The organism is Agromyces sp. Y558, assembly GCF_059445415.1.
Genome location: NZ_JCAIUH010000001.1, coordinates 1,763,877 through 1,788,366, shown reverse-complemented (window position 1 = coordinate 1,788,366; position 24,490 = coordinate 1,763,877). Strand labels below are relative to the sequence as shown.

Here is a 24,490-nt window from a genome sequence, read left to right as displayed (position 1 = left end):
GTCCACCCTTCCGATCCGCTTCGTCGCCGATCCTACGGTGAGATCCGATAGCGTCGGCGAGTCGAGTCCGGCTGCTCGGCTCAGATCTCCGTGTGGCCGGGATCCGCCGCCGCGAGCGTGCGGATGACCGGCTCGGCGATCGCCTCGAACTCGAGCACCGCGACCTCGTTGCCGCCGGCGCGCGTCACGGGCCCCGGCACGAACAGGGTGCGTTGCGGTCCGCGGCGCCAGTAGCGGCCGAGCAGGAAACCGTTGACCCAGACGAGGCCCTTGCCCCAGTGCAGGGTGTCGAGCAACAGGTCGGGCACCGACTTCGAACTGGCCCGCGGCGAGGAACGGGTCGGCCAGGAACAGCGCGCCGGCCGCGCCGGCCGCGCCGCTCGTCGTGCGCGCGAGTTCCGCGAACCCGCAGCGCTGAGCCCGCTCCCGTCGACGAGGGGCTCGCGGCGGGCGGCGATCGGTCGTATCGTGCAGACGGGATCCGCTTCAGGACCGACCGAATGATCGACGGATCCGACCGCACGTCGAACGCCGTCTCACCGCGAAGGAGCAGATCATGGGAATCATCGTCGTCGACCTCTTCATCACCCTCGACGGGGTGTATCAGGCCCCGGGCGGCCCAGACGAGGATCGTGATGGCGGATTCGAGTTCGGCGGCTGGCAGGGCGCGTACTTCGACGACGAGTCGGGCGAGTCGATCGGTGCCGGCATCGATCGCCTGCAGGCGTTGCTGCTCGGCCGCAAGACGTACGACATCTTCGCCGGCTACTGGCCGAACGCCGGCGACCAACCCATCGCGACCAAGTTCAACGCGGTGCCGAAGTTCGTCGCCTCGAACACGCTGACCGATCCGAGCTGGGCTGGAACGACGGTGGTGACGGATGTCGCGACCGACGTGGCCGCGATTCGCGACCGCTTCGAAGAGATTCACGTCATCGGCAGCGGTGACCTCGTGCAGTCCCTGCTCAGGGAACATCTCGTCGACCGACTGAATCTCTGGGTCTACCCGATCACCTTGGGCACCGGCAAGCGACTCTGGATCGACGGCCTGGTGCCGTCGGCCTTCACACTCGCCGAGCCGCCCAAGGTCTTCCCGAAGGGTGCGATCCAGCTCGTCTACGAGCCCGCGGGCGAGCCCGTTACCGGCATCGACATCTCGGAGTAGCCCTGACCCGCGCGCCCAAGCGCCCGCCGATCAGGGCTGCATCAGGGGCATCAGTATCGGGGCGCATCGAAGAGATCAGGAGCACTCGGGAGTTGTGTGCCATCCACCCATTCACGCGCTATCCCCGCAACAGCCCGCGCAGCGTCTGGATCGTGTCGGCCTCGGCCGCACGCTTGTCATCGCGATAGCGCTTGACGCGCGCGAAGCGCAGCGCGATGCCGCCGGGGTAGCGACTCGAGCGCTGCACCCCGTCGATCGCGATCTCGACGACGATGCTCGGCTCGACCCACACGGTGTTCGCGGTGCGCCGGGTCTCGATCTGTGGGAACCGCTCGGTCTGCCATCGCAGCAGCTCGTCGGTGAGCCCCTTGAACGTCTTGCCGACCATCACGAACTCGCCCGGCTCGCCGAACTCGCCGACGGGGTCGAGCGCCCCGAGGTGCAGGTTCGAGAGCCATCCGGTGCGCCGCCCCGAGCCCCACTCGCACGCGAGCACGACGAGGTCGTAGGTATGCACGGGCTTCACCTTGATCCAACTCGACCCGCGCCGGCCCGCCGCGTACGGCGAGCCGATCGCCTTGACGACCACGCCCTCTTGCCCCGCGGCGAGCGCGTCGCGGGACACCCGCTCGGCGACCTCGGGGTCGGCGGTCACCTCGCCGGGGATGCGCTGGGCGGGCGCGATGCGCTCGAGTTCGGCGAGCCGCGCCGAGAGCGGTTCGTCGAGCAGGTCGCGCCCGTCGACGTGCAGCACGTCGAAGAACCACGGATGCAGCAGGGTGTCGCGCGCGGCATCCGCACCGAATCGCGACATCGTCTCTTGGAACGGCCGTGGCGCACCGTCTTCGTCGAGTGAGAGCGTCTCGCCGTCGAGGATGACGTCGCGCACCGGCAGGCTTCGCACGACGTCGACGACTTCGGGTAGGCGGTGCGTGACGTCGGCCAGGTTGCGGGTGAAGACGCGCACCTCGTCGCCGGCACGATGCACCTGGATGCGTGCGCCGTCGAGCTTGAACTCGACGGATGCCTCGCCGGTGGTCTCGAGGGCGGCCGCCGCACTCGACGCGGTCGCCGCGAGCATCGGCAGCACGGGCCGCCCGACGACGAGGCCGACGGCTTCGAGTTCGGCTTCGGTGCCGGTGAGCGCGAGCCGGGCGGTCTCGCCGAGATCGCCCGAGAGCATGGCGGCACGGCGTACGACGTCGCCGGGGCGATCGGCGGCGCGTGCGATCGCGTCGGTCAGCACCCCCTCGAGTGCGCCGGTGCGCACCTCGCCGAGCAGCACCCGGCCGATGAAACCCTGCTCGCGTTCGGTGGCACGCCCGATCAGCTCGCGCAGCTCCCGAGCGCGCTCACCCGATGACCCGGCACCGGATGTCGCGGCCAACCGCCCGAGCGCGGCGTCGAGCTCACCGATGGTGATGCCGGCCTGATCAGCGGGTGCCGCTGCCGCTGCGGCGACCCCGCGCCATCCGACGCCAACGCGGCCTTGCCGAGGCTTGCCCACCAGAAAGCCGACCGCCGGCGCGATCTCGTCGGGTTCGAGGCGGCGCAGCAGTTCGGCCAGCGCGTCGACCTTCGCGAGTCGCGAGCGGGTGGACGCAACGGTGTCGGCAGTCAGCACGAGTTCGTCGAGCAGCACACGGCCAGTCTCGCACCGACGACCGACATGCCGGCGGCCGAACGGGTCACGCGCCAGAAGACGAGGTGCTCGTCATCTCGCGAGGCTTGCCGGCGCGCTTGGCGCTCGTCAGGTACGCGCTGGCCGTCGGGCTGAACATCGCGGCCGTTGCCACGATGACGAGCAGGATGTGCGCCATCCGGACGACGAGGAAGACCGCTCCGAGCGGGCCCCCGCTTCCGAAGGCCTCGAGCATGGTCTCACCGTCTGCAAGAGCGAACGCGGCCGGAACGACGAGCGATGCGAGTCCGATGACGCTCAGCAGCACGGTCAGCCCGATGCGGGCGGCGCGACTTCCGCGGAGGAGGCGGGTGATCATGACGATGGCGACCGTGTACGCGACGACGCGGAAGCCGAGACTGAGCCAGGCCCCTGCGTCCAGCCCTCCCTGCCCGGCGATCTCGCTGATGGCGAGGACGGATTCGATGGCTCCGGCGGCGACCGCCGCGAACCATGCTGACACTGAGATTCTCACGCTGGTTGGTGTGTTCATGCGGCGACACTACGAACGGCATCGTCGTCGTCGCATCCCTCAGAGGAGCCATCTCGCCCCGTACTCCGGTAGGGCGCGCGGGCGAGTCGAAGCTCAGCGTGTGCCGCCGTGCATTCGGTCGAGCGGGTCCAGATGATCGGTGCTGGACTCGACCCGACTACTCGAGGAACACTGCAACAGACGCGGTGAACCGATCGGGGTCGTCGAGCCACGGGAAGTGACCGGCGCCGGCCTGCACGACGAGTTCGGCGTTCGGGAACAGTGACGCGAACTCGGCCACCATCGCCGAAGGCGAGTTCAGGTCGATCTCCCCGGCGAGCAACAGCACGGGCGGGTCGAATGCGCCGAGGGCCGAACGCGTGGCCTCGGGATCGAACGCGCACTCGGCTCCGAAGACGGCAGCGGCCTCGTTGTTGCGATGAGCGTCATCGGCGGCCCGATGCGCCTGCGCCGCGGCATCCCATCGCCCGTAATAGAAAGGCCCGACAGCCTGCCAGCTGTCGTCGGTAGCCTCGCCGGCGACGATGGCCTGGAGGGCTGCAAAGGATGCCTCGAACCACGGCTCTTCGGCGCGCAGCCGCGCGGTGGTGATGCGCATGTCGGCGGTGACCACTAGCCCGACGGCCGAGGGACTCGGGGTGACGAGCACGAGCCTGCCGACTCGATCGGGGTGGCGGGCGGCGTACAGCACCGCCACGTTCGTGCCCGCGGAGTGCGCCAGCAGGTCGAACCGTTCGAGTCCGAGGTGCTCGCGCAGCGCCTCGAGGTCGTCGACGAGACGATCGCAACGGTACGACGAGACATCCGTCGGCACGGCCGAGTCTCCGGTGCCCCGGGGGTCGAGCAGGATCAACTGCCGGTACGCGGAGAGGCCGCTGAGATCGCCGAGGTACACCGAATCTTGCATCGGCCCCCCGGGCACGCAGATCAGTGGAGTGCCGTCTCCGCGCAGGTGGTACGCGAGTTCGGTTCCATCGTGTGCAGCGAAGGGAGGCATCCCGTCGATCATGGCATCGTCGCCCGTCACAGGGGCGGTGTCGTCCATTGGAATCACCGGAACGATCATCGTCAGGCGCCATAGGCGGCGAGGAACACCCGCGTCGCGTGCGCGGCGTGTCGGCGCATGGCCTCCGGGGAAGGAATGGCGGCATCGCCGAGGAGCATCGCCTCGTTCACCGGCGCCCCCAGGACGAGCCAGTTGAAGGTCGTCGCCGCCTCCAACGGATGCTCGATGCGAAGCAGCCCGCGCTCGGCCAATGAAGTCATGACCTTCGCGAGGGAGCGGATGGCGCGCTCCGGACCGTTCTCGTACAGGGCTCGGGCGAGGTCGGGAAAGCGGCCGACTTCGCCGATCACCAGGCGGCGCAGGTTGAGCAGCCTCGGGGTCATCACCACGGCGAGCTCGTTCACGGCGTAGCTCTCGAGGTAGCGGGCCACATCGCCGTCGGGAGCCGGCTCATCGTCGAGGTCGTGCAGGCCGTCGCCCGCACTGCCGGTCATCGAGGAGACGAGTTCGACGAAGAGCGCCTCTTTGCTGCCGAAGTGGGCGTAGACGGTCTGCTTCGACACCTGCGAGAGCTCGGCGAGTTCGTCCATGCTCGTGCCGAGGTAGCCGTTGCGCAGGAAGAGCTGCTCGGCCGCGGCGAGCATCGCGCGGCGTTTCCGCTCCGATCGGGGCAGTTCCGTGGCGACCATGGTTCCTCCTCTTGACGCGCAGTACTGAACAGTCTAGTTTGATCAAATCAAACTGGTCAGTCCATTTCATGAGAAGAGGAATCCATGTCCGAGTTCGTAACCACCTCCGCCGGAGACCGAGTCGCCTACGACCGGCGCGGTGAGGGGCCCGCGCTGATCTTCGTGGTCGGCGCCGGGCCGTGGCGGGCGATCGATCCCGACACCACGCGCACGGCCGAACTCGTCGCCGAGCGTGGCGTCACGACGATCGTCTACGACCGAGTCGGTCGGGGCGAGAGCCCCGCCGACGGCACGATCTCGCTCGAGCGCGAACTCGCGGCGATTGAGGCACTGATCGAGGTCGCCGGCGGCAGCGCGGTGCTCTGCGGCCACTCCTCGGGGTGTTCGATCGCCCTCCGTGCCGCGGTGAACGGGCTCGCCGTCAGTGGGCTCGCCCTCTGGGAGGCCCCATTCGCCCCGCCGAACAGCGGCGCACGCGACTGGGCCGATGAAGTGAACCGGCGCATCGATGCGGGCGACTTCGGCGGTGCGCTCGACGAGTACATGAAGGACATGCCGCCCGAGATCCTCGAGATCGTGCGCAGCATTCCCGCCATGATCGACCAGGCGCCGAGCCTTCGGCCCGATGGCGAATCCCTCGCCTGGGCCGAGTCGGCACCGCATGCCGAGCTCTTCGGCGGCATCCGCGTGCCCGTGCTCGCGATGGTCGGCGCCGATACCTACGACATCATGACGCCGGCCGCCGAGTCCATCGCGAACGCCGTGCCCGGTGCCACCTGGAAGGCGATGCCGGGCAGCGAGCACGGCTGGGAGCCCGAGGCCATGGCCACCGAGCTCGCCGCGTTCGTGCACGCGGCGCAGCGAGTTACACCGCTTCGAGGCTGACGGCCTGCGCCACGTCCTTGTTCGGCCAACAGTCGACTGTCGCATGAAGGCCGGCTGGGGCGAAGGCCGCGCCGCGCTCAACGCGCGCGCAGCACCGCAGCTTCGATGCCCCACCCGAGCGCGATCGTGCGCTCGTGACGCCAACCGGCGACTGCTGCGAGGGCGGTTAGCGCCACTTCATCGCGGAGTCCGACGCCGTTCGCCGCCAGGGCCAGCACCGGCGATTCGTGCGCCGCCGGGTTGAGCGAGTCGGCGCGAGCCGCGTCGACGACCACCAGCACGTCGACCCGTTCGCGGAGCCGACCGAGCAGCTCGCGCGCCTCGGCATCGGTGCGATGCCCCAGGGCGAAGGCCGCGATCGCGAGATCGGCGACGCCGCCGCCATCTTCGCCGAGCTGGTCGCTGCGGTTGGCGAGTGCGGATGCTCCGTCCCCGGTCACATGGAACGTCGCCTCGATCCCGGCCTCCGCGGCGAGGTCGGCGACCTCCGCCGATCCTGGACCGGTGAGCAGCACGCGCGAAGCATCGCGCCACAGCTCGTCGCGGAACAGGGCGCCGCCGACGAAGCGCAGCACCTCCGCCGCGTGACACAGCTCGTCGAACGTCTCGGCGTCAGCCGCGACCTCGGCGGCAAGAGTCGCCCGGTTCGCCTTCTCCCACGGCGAGCCGCCATCGAGGAGGGCGGGCGCGAGCTCGGTGAGCGCGAGCAGCACGTCGGCCTCGTGCCCGTCGAACTCATCTCGTTCGTGCTCGTCGGCCAGCAGCGATTCCCCGGCGGCATCGAGTCGGAATCGCCCTCCGTCGACGGCGATCATGCCGTGGTGGATGAGCGTCGGCGTGAGCGCATCGAGGGCGCCGCGGGAGAGCCCGAGGCGGGCGGTGATCTCGTCGCCACTCGCATCGGGGTGATCGGCGATCTCATCGAGGAGACCGCAGCGCAGCGCCGCTCGCACGACGAACCAGGCCAGCGGCGAGGCGACCTCGGGATGCTGCGGGGTATCCGCTTCGTCGACGGCGTGCCAGTAGCCGGTCAGATTCATCCGGGTCTTCGCGAGGCCGCGCTCCTTCGTCAGGAACCGCCGGGTCGGCAGCAGCGTGCGGCTCTCGGCGCCCGCCCAGACGAACCCGTCGCCCCCGCTCGGCACGGCCGCGCGAACCGCGGCCTCGAGCGCATCGCGGTCGGTCGACGGCGCCACCACCCAGGAGATCGTGTCTCCGTCGCGCAGCGCGAGTTCCTGTCGAGCGGATGCCGCAGCGATCGTGATGACCGCATGCACCGGGGCATCCGTCGGCCGCTCGTCGAAGAATCGGCCGATCGCGGGCAGCGCGGTCTCATCGCCCACCAGCGCGACCCAGTCCATCGACGCCGGAAGGACGATCGACGACTTGGGTCCGACGAGCCAGAGCGCATCGCCCGGCTCCGCTGAACGCGCCCACGACACGGCGGGCCCGGCGCCGTGCAGGACGAAGTCGAGGTCGACCTCGCCGTCCGCGACACGTCGCGGCGTGTAGTCGCGTGCCTGCCGATCCGGGGCCGGGATCCACTCGATCCCCTCGGCCAGCTGCACCGGCAGCACGTTCTCGACGTCACCGTGCTCGGCGAAGATCACCTTGACGTGATCGTCGAACCCCGGCGCATGGAAGGGGCCGTGCGCGAGTCCATCGCGCTCGAATGCGGCGGCCTCCGCGCCGCCCAGGGTGACCCGCCGCATGCGTGGAGTGACGTCGCGGACGGCGGTCACCTCGAGCCGTCGCAGAACGAGCGGATGCGTGACGAACTCGCGCAGTGCCATCTCAGCCGAAGAGTGCTTCGATGACGTCGAGCGTGGCCAACGCCTCGTCGTAGTCGCCCCGCAGCGACCAGTACGGGAGCGTGTAGACACTGTCGTTCTGGAATGCGGGAAGCGCCGCGTAGACGGGGTTCTGTCCGAGCGTCTCGGCATCCATCGTGTCGCCGTTGAAGCCCATCACGAACAACGTCGGCTGCGTGAGCGTCTGCCCCGCCTGCTCGGTGGAGAGCTCGAACATGTCGCCGCCGCCGCCGTAGACCTCGAAGTCGCCGTCTGCGAAGATCGGAGCCGGTTCCAGGCCGACCTCGGCCAGTTCCTTCGGCAGGCCGACCGACTCGACGAGCGGGTAGGCAGTGCCGTCGCCCGTGAACGCGATGTACACCACCGGGGCTTCAGGCGGCGTGATCGCATCGCGCACCTCGGCGACCCGTGATTCGTACGCCGCGACGGCCTCGTCGTAGTCGTCCTTCTGACCGAAGACGTCATCGGCGAGGAAGGAGAACTGCTCCTTCCACGTGTCGAGGGACTTGCCGACGAGCACGGTGGGGGCGATGTCGCTCAGTTCGTCGTAGACCTTCTCAGCCTGGAACAGCGGGAAGCCGATGCCTCCGCCGATGATCAGGTCGGGGTCCTGCGCGAGGATCGCCTCGAGGTCGAAGCCGTCGACGGTCCACGGGAGGAAGACCGTGCCGTCCCCCTCCGGCGCGTCGCCCCAGAGCTCGGAGAACTCGCCCTCCGTCGCATCGGCGCTCTCGGGGATGGTCGCGGTGACGGGCTGGTCGAGGTCGTAGAGGTACCCGGCGAGCGCGTAGTTGAGCACGACGATCTTGCTCGCGTCGGTCGGGACCTCGACGTCGCCGTAGTCGGTCGTGACGACGCGCGTCGCGGGCGTCGCGGCGGCCGGCTCGTCCGCGTCGGCCGGGGCGGCGGCGCACGCGGTCGCGCCGAGGGCGACCGATACGAGGAGAGCGGTGGCTGCGAGCAGGCGTGAAGGGCGCATGAAATCGCTTTCGGTCTGGGCGGAGGTTGGCGGCCTGGGAGGTGGCGCACCGGTAATGTTAGCCTTACCTTAGCGACGATTCGAACCCGGTCACCTCCTCCTCCATGCCTGCAGCCACCGTCTTCACTGCGCCTCGTCGCGGTGCCACGAACGTGCTTCTCCCCTTCCTCGTCGGCGTCGTCATCCTCGCCGTGCTGTGCGTCGCGAGCCTGGTCATCGGGTCTGCTCCGATCCCGCTCGCCGAGTTGTGGAAGGCCGTCACCGCACCCGAAGACCCCATCGCCGAGGCCACCCTGCTCGGACTCCGCGTGCCGCGGACGATCCTCGGAGTACTCGTCGGCGCGGCGCTGGGTGTCTCGGGCGCACTCATGCAGGCGCTCACCCGCAACCCGCTCGCAGACCCCGGCATCCTCGGCGTCAACGCCGGTGCGGGCTTCGCGGTCGCCGTGGGCGTTGCCTTCCTCGGCGTCACCCGTATTCACGAGTACCTTCCGCTCGCCTTCCTCGGCGCGTTCCTCGCCGCCGTGCTCGTCTACCTGCTGGCGGCGCTCGGCGAGCGGCCACCGTCGCCCATGCGGATGACCCTGGTCGGCGTCGCGACGAGCGCCGTGCTCATCGGCTTCTCGCAGACGCTTGCGCTCGTCAACGTCGAGACCTTCGATCGGATGCGCTTCTGGGGTGCCGGTACCCTCGCCGATCGCCCCGCAGGCACGATCGAAGCCGTCGCCCCATGGATCATCGTGGGCCTCGTGCTGGCGCTGCTGAGCGGCCGAGCGCTCAATGCCATCACGCTGGGCGACGACGTCGCTCGCTCCTTCGGCGCACGGGTCGGCCTGGTTCGGGTCGGGGTCGCCGTGTCGATCACGCTCCTCTGCGGCGCGGCCACGGCCGCCGTCGGACCGATCGGCTTCATCGGGCTCATGGTGCCGCATCTCGTGCGCCCGTTCACCGGCCCCGACCAGCGGCGCATCATCGCCTTCTCGGCGATCGTCGCGCCGATCCTGCTGCTCGGCTGCGACGTCCTCGGCCGCGTCATGGTCGACAGCGAGTTGCAGGTGGGCATCGTGACCGCCCTCGTGGGCGCGCCGATCCTCGCACTGCTCGCCCGGAACCCGCGCACGGTGCACCTGTGACCGGCGGGCCGGCGCCCGCGAAGCTCCTCAAAAGGGAGGCTCCGCGACGAGCACCGAATCGAACACTGGTGCTGCGCGGCGGCGGCGCGAGCGTCCGCATCGATCGGCGCGCACTCATCGTCGCCGTCGTGCTGCTCATCGTGATCGCCGCGCTCGCGATCTGGGGACTGACACTCGGCTCGTTCCCGATCTCGGTGCCCGAGGTCGTCCAGGTGCTCACCGGCGGCGGCGACGACTCCGCGAAGAAGGTCGTGCTCGAGTGGCGCGGTCCCCGCGTCCTCGCCGCGATCATCTTCGGCGCGCTGCTCGGCATCAGCGGAGCCATCTTCCAGTCGCTCACCCGGAACCCGCTCGGCAGCCCCGACATCATCGGCTTCAACGCCGGCTCCTACACCGGCGTCATCGTCATGCTCATGCTCGGGATCACCGGGTACGCGGCCACTGTCACCGCCGCGATGGTCGGCGGTCTGGTCGCCGCGGCCATCGTGTACCTCCTCGCGTTCCGGCAGGGGGTGTCGGGGATGCGACTGATTCTCGTCGGCATCGCGATGAGCGCCTTCCTCGGCGGCATCAATCAGTGGTTCTCCGTGAAGGCCGACGTCGACGAGGCGATGCGCGCGGCAGTTTGGGGTGCGGGCAGCCTGACTCTCGCCGACCAAACCTCCGTGATCTTCGGGGCGATCGTCCTCGCGCTCATCGTGCTGACGCTGCCGCTGGCCCAACAGCGAATGCGCCGCCTGGAACTCGGCGACGATGCCGCCGCCGCGCTCGGCGTGACCGTCGAACCCACCAAGGCGCTGCTCGTCGTCATCGGCGTGGCCGCGACGGCAGTGGTGACCGCGACGGCGGGGCCGATCGCCTTCGTCGCGCTCGCCGCACCGCAGATCGGCCGGCGTCTGCGCGGACGCGGCACGTCGGTGGACGTCGTGTCGGCGGCCCTCGTGGGCGCGGTGGTGCTGCTGTCTGCGGATCTCATCGCGCAGCACGCGATTGCCCACATCCAGCTTCCGGTGGGCGCCGTCACGGTGTGCATCGGCGGCATCTACCTGCTGTGGCTGCTCATCGTCGAAGGGAGACGGAAGTGACGGATTCCTTCGAACATGGTGCCGCGGTGTCGGCTCCGCCGGCCCCCACGCTCACCGGCAGCGGGCTGCGTATCGGATACCGCACCGGGGCGGCGATCATCGACGGCGTCGACGTGAAGATCCCACCGGGCGAGCTGACGGTCATCATCGGGCCGAACGCCTGCGGCAAGTCGACGCTGCTGCGCTCGCTCGCCCGTCTGCTGCGACCGGAGCAGGGCACCGTACTGCTCGACGGAACCGACATCCGCTCGGTGCCGACGAAGGAGCTCGCCCGAAGACTCGGCCTCCTTCCGCAGGCGCCGATCGCCCCCGACGGCATCACGGTTCAGGATCTGGTGGGCCGCGGCCGTTACCCGCACCAGAGCATTCTGCGCAGCTGGTCGGTGGACGACGAGAACGCGGTCGCCACCGCCCTCGCATCAACCGGTGTCGCCGACCTCGCCGAACGGCGCGTCGACGAGCTCTCCGGCGGCCAGCGGCAGCGGGTGTGGATCGCCATGGCGCTTGCGCAGGAGACTGCCGTGCTGCTGCTGGACGAGCCGACGACCTTCCTCGACATCGGCCACCAGAACGACGTGCTCGAACTCATCTCGGGGATGCGCGATGGCGAGCGCACGATCGTGGCCGTGCTGCACGACATCAACCAGGCGGCGCGGTTCGCCACCCACCTCATCGCGATGAAGGACGGACGCATCGTCGCGGAAGGCACACCCCAGGACATCGTGACGACCGAACTGATCCACGAGCTGTTCGGCTTGTCGGCGCGCATCATCTTCGACCCGGTGTTCGGCTCCCCGGTCGTGCTGCCCGGCGCCGCCTGAGCAGGCGCAGTCGAGCGGATGCCGCGTGCGCCGCGACATCCGCTCGACTCGTGCTAGCCCAGCGAGACCGAGCCGGTGGTGCGCCGCCGCCGGTGAATCGCGACCGCGGTCACGAGCCCGCCGAGCGCGAGCAGCGCCCCGGCGGCCCAGATCGCGGCGGATGCCTCGGCTCCCGTGCTCGCGAGGTCGCCGCTTGCACCAGCACCTGCACCACCGCCATCTGCGCCGGCGGCCGCGTCGACCTGAACGGCATCCCAGCCGATGAGCGAGCCGTCGGCCGCCTGGACGACGAGGCGGTGCTCACCCGTCGCGGTGCCGACGGGCACCACGGTGGTGAACTCGCCGCTCGAGTCGGCGGTCGCGCCGCCGAGCAGGGTCGGCTCGGAGTGGAGCCACGCCCACACGCCGGTGCCGGCGCGCTCGTCGCCGAGGCCGACGGTGAAGGGCTCGCCGAGAGTCACCGTCGCCGGCACGGTGACGCCACCGCGATTCGCGTCCGTCAGCTCGGCCGGGTCGATCGGGTCGGGTGCGTCGCCGGGCTCGCCCGGGCCGGGCAGCTCAGGGTCGACGGGCGGTTCGACGCCAGCTTCGGTGACCCATTTGCGACCGTCGTCCTTCTTGGTGACGGTGAACTCGTCGTAGACCGCGCCGACCGGCAGCTCGGTCGTCGCGTTCGGCTGCTTCTCAGCGAGGTACGAGCGGTAGACGAGCTTGTCGTCCGACACGTTGACGACTTGGTACGTCGTGACGCCCGCGCCCCGCAGCACCTGGGTGGCGTTGTTGTTCGTCCAGACGTTCTTCTCGTCGGACTCGAGCTCGTAGTGCTTCGCACCCGAGTTGGAGACGATGTAGACCGGGCCATCCGTGATGCCGGGGGTCTCGGTGACGTCGTCGTTGTTGTAGCCGCGAGCGTAGGTGTGGTCGTGGCCCATCATGACGAGGTCGATGTCGTGCTTCTCGAAGATCGGCACCCAGTACTCGCGCAGCACGGGCTCGTCGCGCCCCTCCGAGGCGGAGTAGACGGGCTGGTGGAAGGTCACGACGTTCCACTTCGACGGGCTGGACTCGAGCACGTAGTCGAGCCAAGCCGCCTGGAACTGCGTCCACAGTTCGGAGACCTTCGTCGACGGGCAGTCGGTGCCGGCGCAGCCGGGCAGCACGTCGGGCGTGAGGAACGTCGTGTCGCGGGTCGCGTTCAGGGTGATGAAGCGCACGTCCTGGTAGTCGGTGAAGTACACCGTCTCGGCGGCGAACTGAGTCCAGTGCTCGAAGTACGCGGCGTACTGCTTCGCGACATCCGTGTCACCGTCGGCGAGGTCGGCGAGTTCACCGGTCGTCTCGGTCGTCGGGTTGTTGCGCGGGTACTCGAAGTTCGCCTTCCACGACTTCAGGAGCTTGTCGCCCGAGTACTCGTGGTTGCCTGGAGCGGCCATGACGTTCGTCGTCGCCGCCGAGTTCTCCATGCCCTTGAACCAGTTGAGCCACTCGGTCTCGTTGCTGCCGGTGTTGATGAGGTCGCCCGCGTGCACCGAGCCGATCGAGTCGGGCGCGGTCTCCTCGGCCTGTCGCACGACCGACGGCCACGTCGTGTCGAGGCCGATCTGCGCGTCGCCGTAATAGACGAACTGGAACTCGTCGGCGTTCGGGTCGGCGGTGCCGAACTCGAACCAGTCGCTCCAGCTGCCTTCGAGGCCGACACGGTACTCGTACTCGGTCGCGGGCGTCAGCGTGTCGACGGTCGCCGAGAAGTGCTGCTTCGGGTTGCCGTTGACCGTGCCGGCCGCGTACGCGTCGATGGTGCGGATGTCGGTGGAGCCGGCCGTGCGGATCTGCACCTGGCCCGACTCGTGCGAGACGTCGCCGGCGAGCCACGAGAACGACTGCGAGGTCATCGGCGTCTCGGTCGGGGTCAAGATGACGCGTGTCGGCGGCGCCACGACGGGCACACCGGGCTCACCCGCCGGCAGCAGCCGGATCGAGGGCACGTCGAGGTAGATGTCCGAGCTCGTCTCGCGGTCCTGGTAGAGCGCGATGGCCACGGTGTTGGTGCCGTCGACGAGCACGTCGCCGTCGACCTCGAAGTGGCCGGGCGCGGGGTCGGATGAGCCCGAGCCGGCGTACTGCACGTTGCTCGTCTCGCTGACGCGGTCGGCGTCGAAGCCGGCGACGCGTTCGCCGTTGATCCACACCACTGCGCCGTCGTCGTAGAGCAGTTCGCCGACGATCGATCCGACCTCGTCGGAGACGCCCGTGGCGAGCTCGAACGTCGTGCGGAAGAAGAAGGTCGGCACGTCAGGCGCGGCCACGCCGTCGAGGTACTGGTTCAGCAGGGTCTTCGGCGTCTGCGGGCCCACGGGCGCGAGCTTGCCGTTCTTCGCGCCGAAGCTGCCCTGCGCCGACTTCCAGGTGCTGTCGTCGAAGCCGGTCGTCGTCCAGACGCGCAGCGGCTCCGCGCCGCGCGCGGGGTCTGTGCCGTCGTCGAGGTACTTCCAAGTGGTGGTGCCGGTGCTGATCACGGGCTCGGTCGGTACATCGGGGGCGGCCAGTGCCGGCACCGGCGCCGCGAGCACACCGCCGAGCAGGGCGAGCAGCGCAGCGGAGACCGCACCTCGCCTCCCCCAGCGTGTCGCGTTCTTCGTCGTGGTCATCTGATTCCTTCGTCGCATGGGTAGGCGGGTGGGCATGGTCACGCACGGCCCTCGCTCGCGGGGCGGCGGGCGCAGGTCGCGCGATCTTGTCCCGCGCCCATGCAATCGGGGTCGGATGTCTCGGGGCTGGCCAGCAGGCATCCGCGAGGTGAACCGGCATGAATGCCCGCAAGAACCAAAGGATCCGCATGCAGGCGTCCGATCACCGCCAGGCTTCCGATGCGTGCGGTCGTCCTGAGTTGCGACTTTGGCTGGGATTACGGGTCGCGACGGATGAACTGTGTGATTCCGAGTGCGCCGATCAGAATGATCCAGGCGCTGGCCACGAGTGCGCCAGTTCCCGTGGTGAGGAAGGGGTCGGTGGGGTCATAGAGCTGTGCCGCCGCACGGTCGGGCAGCCAACGGGCATGCTCGGTGAGGCCTGCCAGGACGGGCGAGATGATCAGCACGAGGCTGAGCATGCCCACGAGTGCGGGTACCAGGTGCCGGACGATGAGGGCGACGGCGTGGGAGAGCAGGCCGATCAGTGTGAGGTATCCCGCTGCTCCGACGAGGGGCCACAGTTCCGTATCTCCCGTCGGTTGCGGTACGGCGAAGAGGGCACGGGTAATCGAGGCGGCGGTCAGTGCCGCCGCGATTGTGGCTATAGCGGTGAGTGCGATGGTAGATCCTGCCGCGACTGTCTTGCCTGCGGCTAGGAGGCCACGGCGCGGCACCACGGTGAGGCTTGTGCGGATCTGACGGCCGATGTATTCCTGGGTGGCGGGGAGGATGCCGAGCAGAACGAACCCGGCTTGGATGAATGGCACTGCACGACGTGCGGCATCCACAGCCGTCACCGACGCCCCCTGGCCAATCGCGCTGGCGGCAATAGCTGCGGTGATCAGCGCTCCGATGAGGATCGTGCCGAGAATGGTGAGGATGGTGACGGGGAGGGTTCGCAGCTTGTCGAGTTCGGACGCGATGACGTTTCCGATGCGCACCGTGCTCACGCATCCCGGTGGCGGAAGACGACCGCTGCGATCACCAGAAGCAGAACGACCCAGCCGGTCATGATCAATGCCCCTGGACCGGCATCCAGTCCGCCCTCGACGGTGCGTAAACCGAAGAGCTTGAGTCCTGCCATGTCGGGGAGCCAGTGCGCAGCTGGGGTGAGTTTCGTCAGGAGGAGTGAGACCGACACTACGGAGCTGTTCAGGATGAGGATGATGAGCGGGATGATGCCGTTGCGGGTGAGGACGGTGATCGTGAAGGCGATGAGTCCGGTGAGGGTCCAGTAGAGCGCACCGCCGAGGCAACGGACGAGTGCGTCGGCTAACGTGATGGTCTCGGTTTCCTCATCGCCGATGACAGCGCGTGCGATGCTGATGGCGAGGGGCATGGCGACCGCCGCGACGACAATGATGAACAGGCAGACCGTGATTGCCTTCGCGATCAGGAGCCGCACGCGATGCGGCATCGCGGTGAGAGTCGCGGTGATCTGCTGTCCTCCGCCGACATCGGTGCTGTTGGCGGTGTATTCGCTGCTGAACACCATGACTCCGATGACGACAGCGCCGACCGTGCCGAGTGGCATCGCGGCGAATGCCGTCTCGAACGGCGACGTGGATGCGTGCATCTCAGGCTGACCCGCGCCGAGCGCGGCACGAGTCGACAACGAGTTGAGCAGCGTGATCGCGACCGATCCCGGCAACGTCACGGCGATTCCTGCCCAGACTCCGGGCAACGTTGCGGCCTTGTGCAGTTCAGCGCCAATGGCGCGGATGAGGCTCATCGTCCGTCCTCGACCCGGGTTGATTCAGTGAGGGCGAAGAAGGCGGTCTCGAGCGTCGGATACCCCGCGGTGACTTGAGCCAGCGAGCCGTCCGCGACGATGTGTCCACCGGCGATGACCACGAGGTCGTCGGCGATCTCCGCGACCTCGCTCATCAGATGGCTGGACAGCAGGACGGTGCCACCCGCGTCGGCATGGTCACGCAGCAGCCCTCGTATCCACCGGATGCCCTCGGGATCGAGGCCGTTCACCGGCTCGTCCAGCACGAGCGCCGCCGGCTCGCCAAGGAGTGCCGCGGCAAGGCCCAGTCGTTGCCCCATGCCGAGGGAGAGATTGCTGACGCGGGTGCGCCCAGCGTCTGCGAGGCCCACCTGTTCAAGCACGTCGTTCACGCGGCGCTTCGGGATGCCATTGCTGCGTGCTACCCAGGCGAGGTGGTTGCGGGCGGTGCGCGAGCGGTGTGCGCCCGAGCCGTCCAGCATGGATCCGACCGTGCGCAGCGGATCACGCAGGCTTCGGTACGGCCTCCCATCGATCAGTACGGACCCTGCAGTGGGACTGTCGAGGCCGAGGAGGATGCGCAACGTTGAGGACTTGCCCGCCCCGTTCGGCCCGAGAAATCCGGTCACTCGGCCGGGCAACGCCTGGAAACTCGCATCGGAAAGCACGGTGCGCGAGCCATGCCGTTTGGTGAGCGCGTCGATGGAGAGCATGACACCATGTCAGTCGAGAACCGCCCGAGCGTCATCGGACCAGTGACCTGTCTTTCGAGGTCTTCTCGGTCTCAGTTCTCTCCGACCCAGGGCCGATGCTCGCGAAAGCGCCGGAATATAAAATTGGTTGATGGACTCCGCCCGCCCCACGTGGCGCTCACGCGTCTGGCTCGTCGCGTTGATCGTGCTCGTCGCGATCGTGCTGGTTCTGGCGATCACCGGGACCGACAGACCTGTTGCGGGCTGGATCGCGTTGGTCGTGTCCGCGATCATCATCGTCTTGGTGATGGGCTGGGCCTTTGCCCGCTCACGGTCGCAGCGCAAACACTATGAAGACGACTTGGCAGCGTGGGCGGCCGAGCGTGCGACGCAGCGCGAACGGCTGCGGATCGCTGCCGATCTGCATGACCTGGTCTCCCACGGAATCGGACTCATCACCGTGCGCGCCGCCACTGCCCGCTGCATGACAGGTCCGAACGGCGAGTCCGAACGGATGAGTGCGCTGACCGACATCGAGCACGCCAGTCGTGAGACCACCACCGAGCTTCGCCGGATGCTGGGGGTTCTCCGCACCCCAGGCGTGGCCCCCTTGCGTCCCGCCGACACTCTCGACGACCTGCCCTCGATCATCACGGCCGCGAATGCAGCCGGCGTCACCGCCAGCCTCGACCTCGACTCGGGAGGTGATGTGTCACCCGGTGCACAGCTCACCGTCTGCGCCATCGTCCGTGAGGCACTCAACAACACCCTCCGACATGCCGGCCCCACGACCGCGCGCATCAGCGTCCACCGGGACGGCGACGCGATCGTCGTCGACGTTCACGACGCCGGACCGCGAGAGGGCTGGTTCCCACACCCCGGCGCAGGCCACGGACTCAACGGCCTCCGTGAACGCGTCACCGCACTCGGAGGCACCATTCACACCCACACCAAAGGAAAGGGCTTCCACCTGACTGCGCGCTTCCCCGATCAGGGGAACCCGTGAACAACGCATTAGACACAGCCGCGATCCGAGTGCTCATCGTCGACGACCAACCGCTGCTCCGCCACAGCCTCACGATTCTCGTCAACGGGACCTCAGGCCTTACGGTGGTCGGGGAAGCCGCCACAGGTACGGACGCCGTGCGCCTTGCACGCGAACTCACCCCCGACGTCACCTTGATGGACATTCGCATGCCCGGCGGCGATGGCATCGAGGCGACACGCAATATCGCTGCGGACCCCGCACTCGCGTCCTGCCGAGTGCTCGTGCTCAGCATGTTCGAGCTAGATGAGTACGTCTACGGCGCACTTCGAGCCGGGGCCAGCGGCTTCCTTCTCAAAGACGCTCACCCAGACCAGCTCCTCGACGCCATCCGCCGTACCCACGCCGGCGAATCCCTCTTCGCACCAACCATCCTGACCCGGCTCGTCGAGCACTACGTCAACCGCCCAGCCGCTACACCGGCTCGAAAACTGGATCCGATCACCGAGCGGGAGACCGAAGTGCTCACCCTCGTCGGACAAGGGCTGTCCAACGACGAAATCGCCACCACGCTCATCATTTCGATCAAAACCGTCAAGACCCACATCGGCAACCTCCTCGCCAAACTCCACGCCCGCGACCGCGCCCAACTCGTCATCACCGCCTACGAAACCGGCCTCGTTGCCCGCGCATGATCCCTCAAATCGCTCCTGTCCTGCTGCATGAACGCAGACCACGGCGAAACCTAGGGTTGACGATTACGGTCCGAGGCCGTGTTCGTGCTGCGGTCCAGGGTGTCAATTTCAGCTCACGCACACGTTTCAGCTCACGTCTGCACAGCTCGCTCCGGCCTGTGGTTTGCTGACGAGTGGCGGTGTTCTTTTGACCAACAGTCCCGATAGAGCCCTGCGGACCACCCTGCGGACCACCTGCCCGCAGAATCAGTCCTCCAAGGCCACCCGGCGGAGCAGTCGAAGCAGTTCGGCACGCTCCACTGCATCGAGGCGGGCCAGCGCCTGGTCCTCGGCACCCTGGGCGGCCGCTCTCGCCCGCGCGTAGAGCTCTTGTCCCGCGGGCGTCGCCGTGATGACGTTCGACCGCCGGTCCGCCGGGTCTGCACTGCGCCCAACTAATCCATCTCGCTCCAGTTCATCGACGATTCCGACGATCTGACTCGCGTCCAAACGTAGGAAGTCCGCGAGTTCACGCTGCGAAGGGGCGGCACCGCTGCAGGCGAGAGAAAGTACGGAATAGGGCCGCACCTTGAGACCCAATGGTGTCAAGGCGGCGTTGGCGAGGGCGGTTCCGATCGACCGCGCCCGCGCTGCCAAGAACTCGACTTCATCAGTCAGCGAAGTAGCGGCGAGCCTCGCAGCCCTCGTCGACACGTTCACTTCGGTCACGGATCCACCTCCGCGACCGATTATCCCGTGCGCTCGACGTTCAGGGCGACCGAGCCGCCTGCGCGCCGGGAATCGAGGGGCTCGATCTCTTTGCCGCTGAACGTCGACTGCAGGAGCACAAGGAGTTGGGCACGGTCTGGCTCGTCGAGGTCGCCGTGCGCAGTACGTTCCGCGACACCCGTCGCGGCATGCGCTCGCGCAAAAAGAGAATTGCCACTCGGTGTTGCCACCACCACTTTTGCCCGGCGATCCGAGGGATCGGGCTGGCGGACCACAAGCCCCCGCCGCTCTAGGTCGTCCACGAGGGCTACGACCTGGCTGGGATCGAGTTGTAGCAACTCTGCGAGTTCCCGCTGCGATGCCCCGATCGCTGAGACCGCGATGGCAAGCACGGAGTACGAACGCACCGTCAGCTGGAGCGGTGAGAGCACCCGGTTTGCTGCCGCATTGGCCCTGACACTCGCCCGCGCCAGCATGAACCCGAGATCGCCATGAAGGGCCGTTCCGCGCAGCTGGTCGCTCGTCATGACCCAACCGTATCAATACATGGTTGCTTCAATCATTGACATATTCAATGGATATGTGGTCTCATGGCCAACAACAAAGGAGTTGTCTATGTCACTCGACGGCAAAGTAGCCATCGTCACAGGTTCGGGCCGCGGCCTCGGCCTCGCATACGCACACGAACTCGCGAAGCACGGCGCATCCGTCGTCATCAACGATATGGACGCCGCCACTGCCGACGAAGCCGTCGCTTCGATTCGCGCTGCAGGCGGCACCGCGACATCGGTTGTCGCCCCGGTTGGACCGACTGAGACCGCCCGAAAACTCGTGGCCACCGCGATCGACGAGTTCGGCCGTCTCGATATCCTCGTAACGAACGCCGGCGTCCTTCGTGACGCCGTGCTCTGGAAGATGAGCGACGACGACTTCGACACCGTCATCGGCGTTCACCTCCGCGGCACCTTCACGTGCGTCCGGGAAGCGGCTTCGCACATGCGAGAGAGCGGCTCAGGCGGTCGCATCATCTGCATCGGATCCCCCACGGGCCAGCGCGGCAATTTCGGTCAGACGAACTACGCGGCGGCGAAGGCTGGCATAGTCGGGATGGTTCGCACGTGGGCACTCGAACTCAAGAAGGCCGCAATCACCGTGAACGCCGTCGTACCGGTAGCAGCGACGGCTATGACCGCAACCGTGCCGTACTTCGCTGCCGCCGTCGAGGCGGACCGCGCCGGGGAGCCTATGTCCCCGTTCTTCCGGCAGGAGCTCGGTTTCGGAACGTCCGAGGATGTCGCCGGTACGATCGCCTATCTCGCCTCGGACGCCGCCGCGGGCATCAGCGGCCAAGTGATCGGTGTCGGCGGCGACAGGCTCCAGATCTGGTCGCATCCTGAACCGGTCGTCTCGGTGTACCGCGACGGCGGCTGGTCGTACGAGGTCCTCGAAGCCGACTTCCCCACGATCATCGCCGGCAACCTCCAGTCGGTCGGTGAGAAGTTCCCGCCGCTGCCCGACGACCTTCAGCGCACGGCGTCCACTGCCTGACCAACCGGCCATGTCCCGTTACGAGCCAGCCATCGATCTCGGTTCCCTCACCGCGATCGACATGCACGTGCACATCGAGGTGGACCACGACGGGCACACGTCGCTACCCGGAGACCTCATCGATGCGGCATCGCGGTACTTCCGTACCGACGGGCCACGCCCCGACCTCGATTCCGTCGCGGCCTACTACCGCGAGCGGAGTATGGCTGCCGTCGTGTTTACGGTCGATGCCGAGACGAACCTCGGCCACCCCGCGCTGTCCAGCACCGAGATCGCCGAGGGTGCGGCGCGCAACAACGACGTGCTCATCCCGTTCGGCTCCGTGGATCCGCATCGCCCCACCGCCGTCGAGGAGATCCGGCGCCTGACTGAGGAGAGCGGCGTCCGCGGTTTCAAGTTCCACCCGACCGTCCAGGGATTCGACCCAAGCGACGAGCAGTGGTATCCGATCTACGCCGCGGTTCAGGATGCAGGCGTGCCGGCCCTGTTCCACACAGGACAGACCGGCATCGGCGCCGGCGTGCCCGGCGGTCGCGGCCTCCGGCTCGGGCTCTCGAACCCGATGCTGCTCGATCCTGTCGCCGCGGACTTCCCCGACTTGCAGATAATCATGGCCCACCCCTCGGTGCCCTGGCAGGACGAGGCACTCTCGGTCGCCACTCACAAACACAACACCTGGATCGACCTGTCGGGCTGGAGCCCCAAGTACTTCCCGTCGGAACTGGTGCGCTACGCCAACACGCTTCTCAAAGATCGTGTGCTGTTCGGCTCCGATTTCCCCTTGCTGACGCCCGATCGTTGGCTCGCCGACGCCGCGGAGACGGCTCTCAAGCCCGAACGGCTGCCGGCGATCCTCAAAGACAATGCCGCCCACCTCCTCGGGCTCGGGTGACGCCATGGCCGCCATCGACTCCACTTCCCCCATCGGCATCGATCCGTTTGGATTCGCGGACGCCCACCTGAGCGCCGCTGCGGCGGGCATTCTCTCGACCCTGCAGGAGACGCTCGATCGCGACATCCGGCCACTGATGACGGATGCGTGGGAGGCGGCGGCGATGCCCGCCGCCGTACTCGACGCACTCGTGCCGCTCGACCTCATGTCCCCGGAAGGCGTCTCGGCCGACGAGGCACGTTCCAGCATGTTCGCGGGATTCCGCAACTACGTGCTGGCTCGCGCGGATGTCTCCGTCGCGACGTTGTACAACGCACAATCTGGCCTGTTTCGCACCACGGTGCTGCTCGGAGGTTCCCCGGAGCAAGCAGCGATGCTCGACCCCCAGGTGATGAGCTTCGCGCTGACTGGCGTATTCGCGCTGACGGAGCCGGATCACGGCTCCGACATCGCGCGCGGGCTGGCCACTACCGCTCGGCGGGACGGCGACGACTGGGTGATCGACGGCGCGAAGCGCTGGATCGGAGGTGCGGCCGACGCCGATGTCCTCGCGGTCTTCGCGCGCGATGTCGACGACGGGAACGTGAAGGCGTTCCTCGTGCCGCGCGCGGCGTCCGGCGTCTCGGTCGAGCCCATGCGCGGCAAGATCTCCCTGCGGCCGATGCAGAACGCATCCGTCGTCCTCAATGGCGTGCACGTGGCCGAGGGCGATCGCCTCCAGCGGGTCGACTCGTGGTGTGACGTCGCGTCCATCCTGCGAGCCATGCGATCGGATGTCGCGTGGATCGCCACCGGTCTGCAGGCCGGCGCGCTCGAGAGCACCCTGCGCTACGTGAGCCGACGGGAGCAGTTCGGGCGTCCGATCGCCGGGTTCCAGCTCGTGCAGGAAAAACTCGCCCGGATGCTCGGGAACCTCACGGCATCACTCGGCATGGTCGTCCAGCTCTCCGCTCGCCAGGACGCCGGTGATGCGCGCGACGAGAACTCGTCACTCGCAAAGATGCACACGGCGCGCATGGCCCGCGAAACCGTAGCACTCGGGCGGGAACTGCTCGGCGGCAACGGCATCCTCCTCGAGCACGATGTCGCCCGCTTCTTCGCGGATGCCGAAGCCGTCTACTCCTACGAAGGCACCCACGAAATCAACTCCCTCGTCGTCGGTCGCGCATTGACCGGCGCTTCCGCATTCGTCTGAACCCTTGGAAAGGCCCCACCCATGACCACGACCGTCACCTACGACGCCCTCCCCGGCCTCGCCGGAACCGAACTCGGCTACTCCGACTGGCTCGAAGTGAGCCAGGACCGCGTCAACCTCTTCGCCGATGCGACCGATGACCACCAATGGATCCACGTCGACCCGCAGCGGGCCGCTGACGGCCCCTTCGGCGGTGCTATCGCCCATGGTTTCCTCAGCCTCTCGCTGACCGTGAAGTTCTGGACGGAACTCCTCGAGGCCGAGGGGGTCGCTACGAAGGTGAATTACGGACTTGACAAGGTCCGGTTCCCCTCACCCGTGAAGGTCGGCGCGCGCGTGCGCATGAACGCCGTCATCGCCGAGGTCACCGAGGTTCCGGGCGGATATCAACTGCACGTGGATCAGACGATCGAGATCGAGGGCGCATCCAAACCCGCGGTCGTCGCCCGCGGACTGTACCGCTTCTACGCCTGACCCGTCTGTCTTTACTGCACCACCCCACCCGCCTCGGCGGTCCATTCGAGTAACGAAGGAGTCACTTTCATGGCAAGTATCAGTAAGTTCGGCATATTGGCAGCAGTGGCGGCAGTCAGCCTCGCGCTCGCCGCCTGCTCGAGCGGTTCGCCCAGCGGCGACACCGCGGCCCCTGAAGGGGAATCCAGCGACCTGACGCCCATCACCGTCGGCCTCCTACCCATAGCACCCGCCGCTGCCGTGCAATACGGCATCGACCAGGGCATCTTCGAGGAGCACGGGCTCGACGTCACGACCCAGATCGCGCAGGGCGGCGCCGCCATGCTTCCGGCCGTCTCGACAGGCCAGCTCGACTTCGGAGTCGGCAATCCGCTCTCCGTACTCGTCGCGGCGAGCCAAGGAGTCGACGTGCACGTCGCCAGCGGATACTCGTTCTCCCTCGAGGAAGGTGAGGACATCAATGCGGTAATCACCCGGACGGGCGACGGCATCGAGTCGTGGTCCGACCTCGACGGCAAGCGTGTCTCCGTCAACGCCGTGAACACCCAGGGCGACCTCACCATCAAGGCATCGGTCGACGCCGACGGTGGCGATTCCGAGTCCATCGAGTTCATCGAGATCGCCTTCCCAGATGCCCTCGCCCAGCTCGACAGCAACAACGTCGACGCCGTCTGGGTCCCCGAGCCCTTCCTGTCGCAGGCCACTGCCGCGCCCGACAAGTACTCGGTGCTCGGCTACCCGAACCAGAACACCATCCCCGGTCTGCCGACGATGGTCACCTTCACCTCGGGGACGGTCGCGGACGACGAGAGCGACACGGTCCAAAAGTGGCGCGATGCCATCGCCGACGTGCTCGCGGCCGCCGCAGCTGATCCCGAGGGCTTCTCGGCGACCATCGCGGAGTTCACTGGCATGCCCGCGGAGGCAGCGCAGAACCTCCGTCTCGAGCGCTTCTCCGCCGATCTCGATCCTCAATTGCTCGCCGACCTGACCGACTTGGCATTGGAGTATGGATTCATGGAGTCCGAGCCCGACCTGGACACCGTGATCATCCCCTAGGGACACCGGGTTGGGGGCGCCGCGCAGGCGCTCCTATCCCGACACTCCTCCACCGAATGCAATGAGGCATAT

The 24,490-nt window shown here is 67.9% G+C and carries 25 protein-coding genes; 12 read left to right on the top strand and 13 right to left on the bottom strand.

All coding sequences use genetic code 11. The annotated features are described in order from the left end of the window. Window positions 1-80: 80 nt before the first annotated feature. A complete protein-coding gene (locus AC1C2T_RS08395) occupies window positions 81-308 on the bottom strand; it encodes a hypothetical protein (protein WP_495384957.1) in 228 nt (75 codons plus the stop codon). A 248-nt stretch (window positions 309-556) separates the two neighbouring features. Between AC1C2T_RS08395 and AC1C2T_RS08390 the strand changes: the two genes are divergently transcribed. Continuing rightward, the gene (locus AC1C2T_RS08390) at window positions 557-1,165 is read left to right on the top strand and encodes a dihydrofolate reductase family protein (RefSeq protein ID WP_495384956.1); all 609 of its coding nucleotides are present in this window, start codon (window positions 557-559) and stop codon (window positions 1,163-1,165) included. Between the two features lie 118 nt (window positions 1,166-1,283). Here AC1C2T_RS08390 and AC1C2T_RS08385 read toward each other — a convergent pair whose 3' ends face one another. The 4 genes from AC1C2T_RS08385 to AC1C2T_RS08370 form a co-directional block, all read right to left on the bottom strand. Next, the gene (locus AC1C2T_RS08385) at window positions 1,284-2,807 is read right to left on the bottom strand and encodes an ATP-dependent DNA ligase (RefSeq protein WP_495384955.1); all 1,524 of its coding nucleotides are present in this window, start codon (window positions 2,805-2,807) and stop codon (window positions 1,284-1,286) included. 46 nt (window positions 2,808-2,853) lie between these two features. Then, complete coding sequence (locus AC1C2T_RS08380; protein WP_495384954.1) at window positions 2,854-3,339, bottom strand: hypothetical protein; 486 nt, start codon at window positions 3,337-3,339, stop codon at window positions 2,854-2,856. 157 nt (window positions 3,340-3,496) lie between these two features. After that, window positions 3,497-4,384, bottom strand: a complete 888-nt coding sequence (locus AC1C2T_RS08375; protein WP_495384953.1) for an alpha/beta fold hydrolase — start codon at window positions 4,382-4,384, stop codon at window positions 3,497-3,499. Between the two features lie 23 nt (window positions 4,385-4,407). After that, entirely contained in the window at window positions 4,408-5,034 is a 627-nt protein-coding gene (locus tag AC1C2T_RS08370) for a TetR/AcrR family transcriptional regulator (RefSeq protein WP_495384952.1), read from the bottom strand. Between the two features lie 84 nt (window positions 5,035-5,118). On the opposite strand from AC1C2T_RS08370, the gene AC1C2T_RS08365 reads away from it, so the two are divergent. Continuing rightward, window positions 5,119-5,919: an alpha/beta fold hydrolase gene (locus tag AC1C2T_RS08365; protein ID WP_495384951.1), complete on the top strand. Its 801-nt coding sequence runs from the start codon at window positions 5,119-5,121 to the stop codon at window positions 5,917-5,919. Between the two features lie 77 nt (window positions 5,920-5,996). Here the strand turns inward: AC1C2T_RS08365 and AC1C2T_RS08360 are convergent, their stop codons facing one another. Both AC1C2T_RS08360 and AC1C2T_RS08355 read right to left on the bottom strand, forming a co-directional pair. Continuing rightward, the gene (locus tag AC1C2T_RS08360; RefSeq protein WP_495384950.1) at window positions 5,997-7,712 is read right to left on the bottom strand and encodes a siderophore-interacting protein; all 1,716 of its coding nucleotides are present in this window, start codon (window positions 7,710-7,712) and stop codon (window positions 5,997-5,999) included. Between the two features lies 1 nt (window position 7,713). Continuing rightward, a complete protein-coding gene (locus AC1C2T_RS08355; RefSeq protein WP_495384949.1) occupies window positions 7,714-8,709 on the bottom strand; it encodes an ABC transporter substrate-binding protein in 996 nt (331 codons plus the stop codon). A 104-nt stretch (window positions 8,710-8,813) separates the two neighbouring features. Between AC1C2T_RS08355 and AC1C2T_RS08350 the strand changes: the two genes are divergently transcribed. The 3 genes from AC1C2T_RS08350 (at window position 8,814) to AC1C2T_RS08340 (ending at window position 11,748) form a co-directional block, all read left to right on the top strand. Next, window positions 8,814-9,842 (top strand): FecCD family ABC transporter permease, encoded by a 1,029-nt coding sequence (locus AC1C2T_RS08350; protein ID WP_495384948.1) that lies wholly within the window; start codon window positions 8,814-8,816, stop codon window positions 9,840-9,842. Window positions 9,843-9,910: 68 nt separating this feature from the next. After that, on the top strand, window positions 9,911-10,927 hold the full coding sequence (locus tag AC1C2T_RS08345; protein WP_495384947.1) for a FecCD family ABC transporter permease: 1,017 nt from the start codon (window positions 9,911-9,913) through the stop codon (window positions 10,925-10,927). Further along, on the top strand, window positions 10,924-11,748 hold the full coding sequence (locus AC1C2T_RS08340) for an ABC transporter ATP-binding protein (protein ID WP_495384946.1): 825 nt from the start codon (window positions 10,924-10,926) through the stop codon (window positions 11,746-11,748). The genes AC1C2T_RS08345 and AC1C2T_RS08340 overlap by 4 nt, the downstream gene beginning before the upstream one ends. A 53-nt stretch (window positions 11,749-11,801) precedes the next feature. Here the strand turns inward: AC1C2T_RS08340 and AC1C2T_RS08335 are convergent, their stop codons facing one another. The 4 genes from AC1C2T_RS08335 to AC1C2T_RS08320 all read right to left on the bottom strand — a co-directional run bounded on the left by AC1C2T_RS08335 (window position 11,802) and on the right by AC1C2T_RS08320 (window position 16,883). Further along, window positions 11,802-14,396, bottom strand: a complete 2,595-nt coding sequence (locus AC1C2T_RS08335; protein WP_495384945.1) for a purple acid phosphatase family protein — start codon at window positions 14,394-14,396, stop codon at window positions 11,802-11,804. 257 nt (window positions 14,397-14,653) lie between these two features. Beyond that, a complete protein-coding gene (locus tag AC1C2T_RS08330; RefSeq protein ID WP_495362101.1) occupies window positions 14,654-15,388 on the bottom strand; it encodes a hypothetical protein in 735 nt (244 codons plus the stop codon). Next, window positions 15,385-16,170, bottom strand: coding sequence for an ABC transporter permease (locus AC1C2T_RS08325; protein ID WP_495384944.1), 786 nt, complete (start codon window positions 16,168-16,170; stop codon window positions 15,385-15,387). Before AC1C2T_RS08325 ends, AC1C2T_RS08330 begins: the two co-directional genes overlap by 4 nt. Beyond that, on the bottom strand, window positions 16,167-16,883 hold the full coding sequence (locus AC1C2T_RS08320; RefSeq protein ID WP_495351861.1) for an ABC transporter ATP-binding protein: 717 nt from the start codon (window positions 16,881-16,883) through the stop codon (window positions 16,167-16,169). The genes AC1C2T_RS08325 and AC1C2T_RS08320 overlap by 4 nt, the downstream gene beginning before the upstream one ends. A gap of 184 nt (window positions 16,884-17,067) precedes the next feature. Here AC1C2T_RS08320 and AC1C2T_RS08315 point away from each other — a divergent pair, with 184 nt between their 5' ends. Then, window positions 17,068-17,868 (top strand): sensor histidine kinase, encoded by an 801-nt coding sequence (locus tag AC1C2T_RS08315; protein WP_495384943.1) that lies wholly within the window; start codon window positions 17,068-17,070, stop codon window positions 17,866-17,868. 29 nt (window positions 17,869-17,897) lie between these two features. After that, window positions 17,898-18,542: a response regulator gene (locus tag AC1C2T_RS08310; RefSeq protein WP_495362097.1), complete on the top strand. Its 645-nt coding sequence runs from the start codon at window positions 17,898-17,900 to the stop codon at window positions 18,540-18,542. 246 nt (window positions 18,543-18,788) lie between these two features. On the opposite strand, the gene AC1C2T_RS08305 is transcribed toward AC1C2T_RS08310, so the two are convergent. Next, entirely contained in the window at window positions 18,789-19,250 is a 462-nt protein-coding gene (locus AC1C2T_RS08305; protein WP_495362096.1) for a MarR family winged helix-turn-helix transcriptional regulator, read from the bottom strand. A 20-nt stretch (window positions 19,251-19,270) separates the two neighbouring features. Continuing rightward, window positions 19,271-19,777, bottom strand: coding sequence for a MarR family winged helix-turn-helix transcriptional regulator (locus AC1C2T_RS08300; RefSeq protein ID WP_495384942.1), 507 nt, complete (start codon window positions 19,775-19,777; stop codon window positions 19,271-19,273). A gap of 88 nt (window positions 19,778-19,865) precedes the next feature. Here AC1C2T_RS08300 and AC1C2T_RS08295 point away from each other — a divergent pair, with 88 nt between their 5' ends. The 5 genes from AC1C2T_RS08295 to AC1C2T_RS08275 all read left to right on the top strand — a co-directional run bounded on the left by AC1C2T_RS08295 (window position 19,866) and on the right by AC1C2T_RS08275 (window position 24,418). Next, window positions 19,866-20,798, top strand: coding sequence for an SDR family NAD(P)-dependent oxidoreductase (locus AC1C2T_RS08295; RefSeq protein WP_495384941.1), 933 nt, complete (start codon window positions 19,866-19,868; stop codon window positions 20,796-20,798). 10 nt (window positions 20,799-20,808) lie between these two features. Further along, window positions 20,809-21,690: an amidohydrolase family protein gene (locus AC1C2T_RS08290; protein ID WP_495384940.1), complete on the top strand. Its 882-nt coding sequence runs from the start codon at window positions 20,809-20,811 to the stop codon at window positions 21,688-21,690. A 4-nt stretch (window positions 21,691-21,694) separates the two neighbouring features. Continuing rightward, a complete protein-coding gene (locus AC1C2T_RS08285) occupies window positions 21,695-22,885 on the top strand; it encodes an acyl-CoA dehydrogenase family protein (protein ID WP_495384939.1) in 1,191 nt (396 codons plus the stop codon). A gap of 21 nt (window positions 22,886-22,906) precedes the next feature. After that, window positions 22,907-23,359 carry a MaoC family dehydratase gene (locus AC1C2T_RS08280; protein ID WP_495384938.1) on the top strand — a complete coding sequence of 151 codons (453 nt, stop codon included), beginning with the start codon at window positions 22,907-22,909 and terminating at the stop codon, window positions 23,357-23,359. Window positions 23,360-23,428: 69 nt separating this feature from the next. Next, a complete protein-coding gene (locus tag AC1C2T_RS08275; RefSeq protein WP_495384937.1) occupies window positions 23,429-24,418 on the top strand; it encodes an ABC transporter substrate-binding protein in 990 nt (329 codons plus the stop codon). Window positions 24,419-24,490: the final 72 nt, after the last annotated feature.

Excerpts from the sequence above, each read along its gene's own strand:
- AC1C2T_RS08390 (WP_495384956.1), top strand. The coding sequence starts at position 557 with ATGGGAATCATCGTCGTCGACCTCTTCATCACCCTCGACGGGGTGTAT.
- AC1C2T_RS08380 (WP_495384954.1), bottom strand. The coding sequence starts at position 3,339 with ATGAACACACCAACCAGCGTGAGAATCTCAGTGTCAGCATGGTTCGCG.
- AC1C2T_RS08375 (WP_495384953.1), bottom strand. The coding sequence starts at position 4,384 with ATGGACGACACCGCCCCTGTGACGGGCGACGATGCCATGATCGACGGG.
- AC1C2T_RS08370 (WP_495384952.1), bottom strand. The coding sequence starts at position 5,034 with ATGGTCGCCACGGAACTGCCCCGATCGGAGCGGAAACGCCGCGCGATG.
- AC1C2T_RS08365 (WP_495384951.1), top strand. The coding sequence starts at position 5,119 with ATGTCCGAGTTCGTAACCACCTCCGCCGGAGACCGAGTCGCCTACGAC.
- AC1C2T_RS08360 (WP_495384950.1), bottom strand. The coding sequence starts at position 7,712 with ATGGCACTGCGCGAGTTCGTCACGCATCCGCTCGTTCTGCGACGGCTC.
- AC1C2T_RS08355 (WP_495384949.1), bottom strand. The coding sequence starts at position 8,709 with ATGCGCCCTTCACGCCTGCTCGCAGCCACCGCTCTCCTCGTATCGGTC.
- AC1C2T_RS08350 (WP_495384948.1), top strand. The coding sequence starts at position 8,814 with ATGCCTGCAGCCACCGTCTTCACTGCGCCTCGTCGCGGTGCCACGAAC.
- AC1C2T_RS08335 (WP_495384945.1), bottom strand. The coding sequence starts at position 14,396 with ATGACCACGACGAAGAACGCGACACGCTGGGGGAGGCGAGGTGCGGTC.
- AC1C2T_RS08325 (WP_495384944.1), bottom strand. The coding sequence starts at position 16,170 with ATGAGCCTCATCCGCGCCATTGGCGCTGAACTGCACAAGGCCGCAACG.
- AC1C2T_RS08320 (WP_495351861.1), bottom strand. The coding sequence starts at position 16,883 with ATGCTCTCCATCGACGCGCTCACCAAACGGCATGGCTCGCGCACCGTG.
- AC1C2T_RS08300 (WP_495384942.1), bottom strand. The coding sequence starts at position 19,777 with ATGACGAGCGACCAGCTGCGCGGAACGGCCCTTCATGGCGATCTCGGG.
- AC1C2T_RS08295 (WP_495384941.1), top strand. The coding sequence starts at position 19,866 with ATGTCACTCGACGGCAAAGTAGCCATCGTCACAGGTTCGGGCCGCGGC.
- AC1C2T_RS08290 (WP_495384940.1), top strand. The coding sequence starts at position 20,809 with ATGTCCCGTTACGAGCCAGCCATCGATCTCGGTTCCCTCACCGCGATC.
- AC1C2T_RS08285 (WP_495384939.1), top strand. The coding sequence starts at position 21,695 with ATGGCCGCCATCGACTCCACTTCCCCCATCGGCATCGATCCGTTTGGA.
- AC1C2T_RS08280 (WP_495384938.1), top strand. The coding sequence starts at position 22,907 with ATGACCACGACCGTCACCTACGACGCCCTCCCCGGCCTCGCCGGAACC.
- AC1C2T_RS08275 (WP_495384937.1), top strand. The coding sequence starts at position 23,429 with ATGGCAAGTATCAGTAAGTTCGGCATATTGGCAGCAGTGGCGGCAGTC.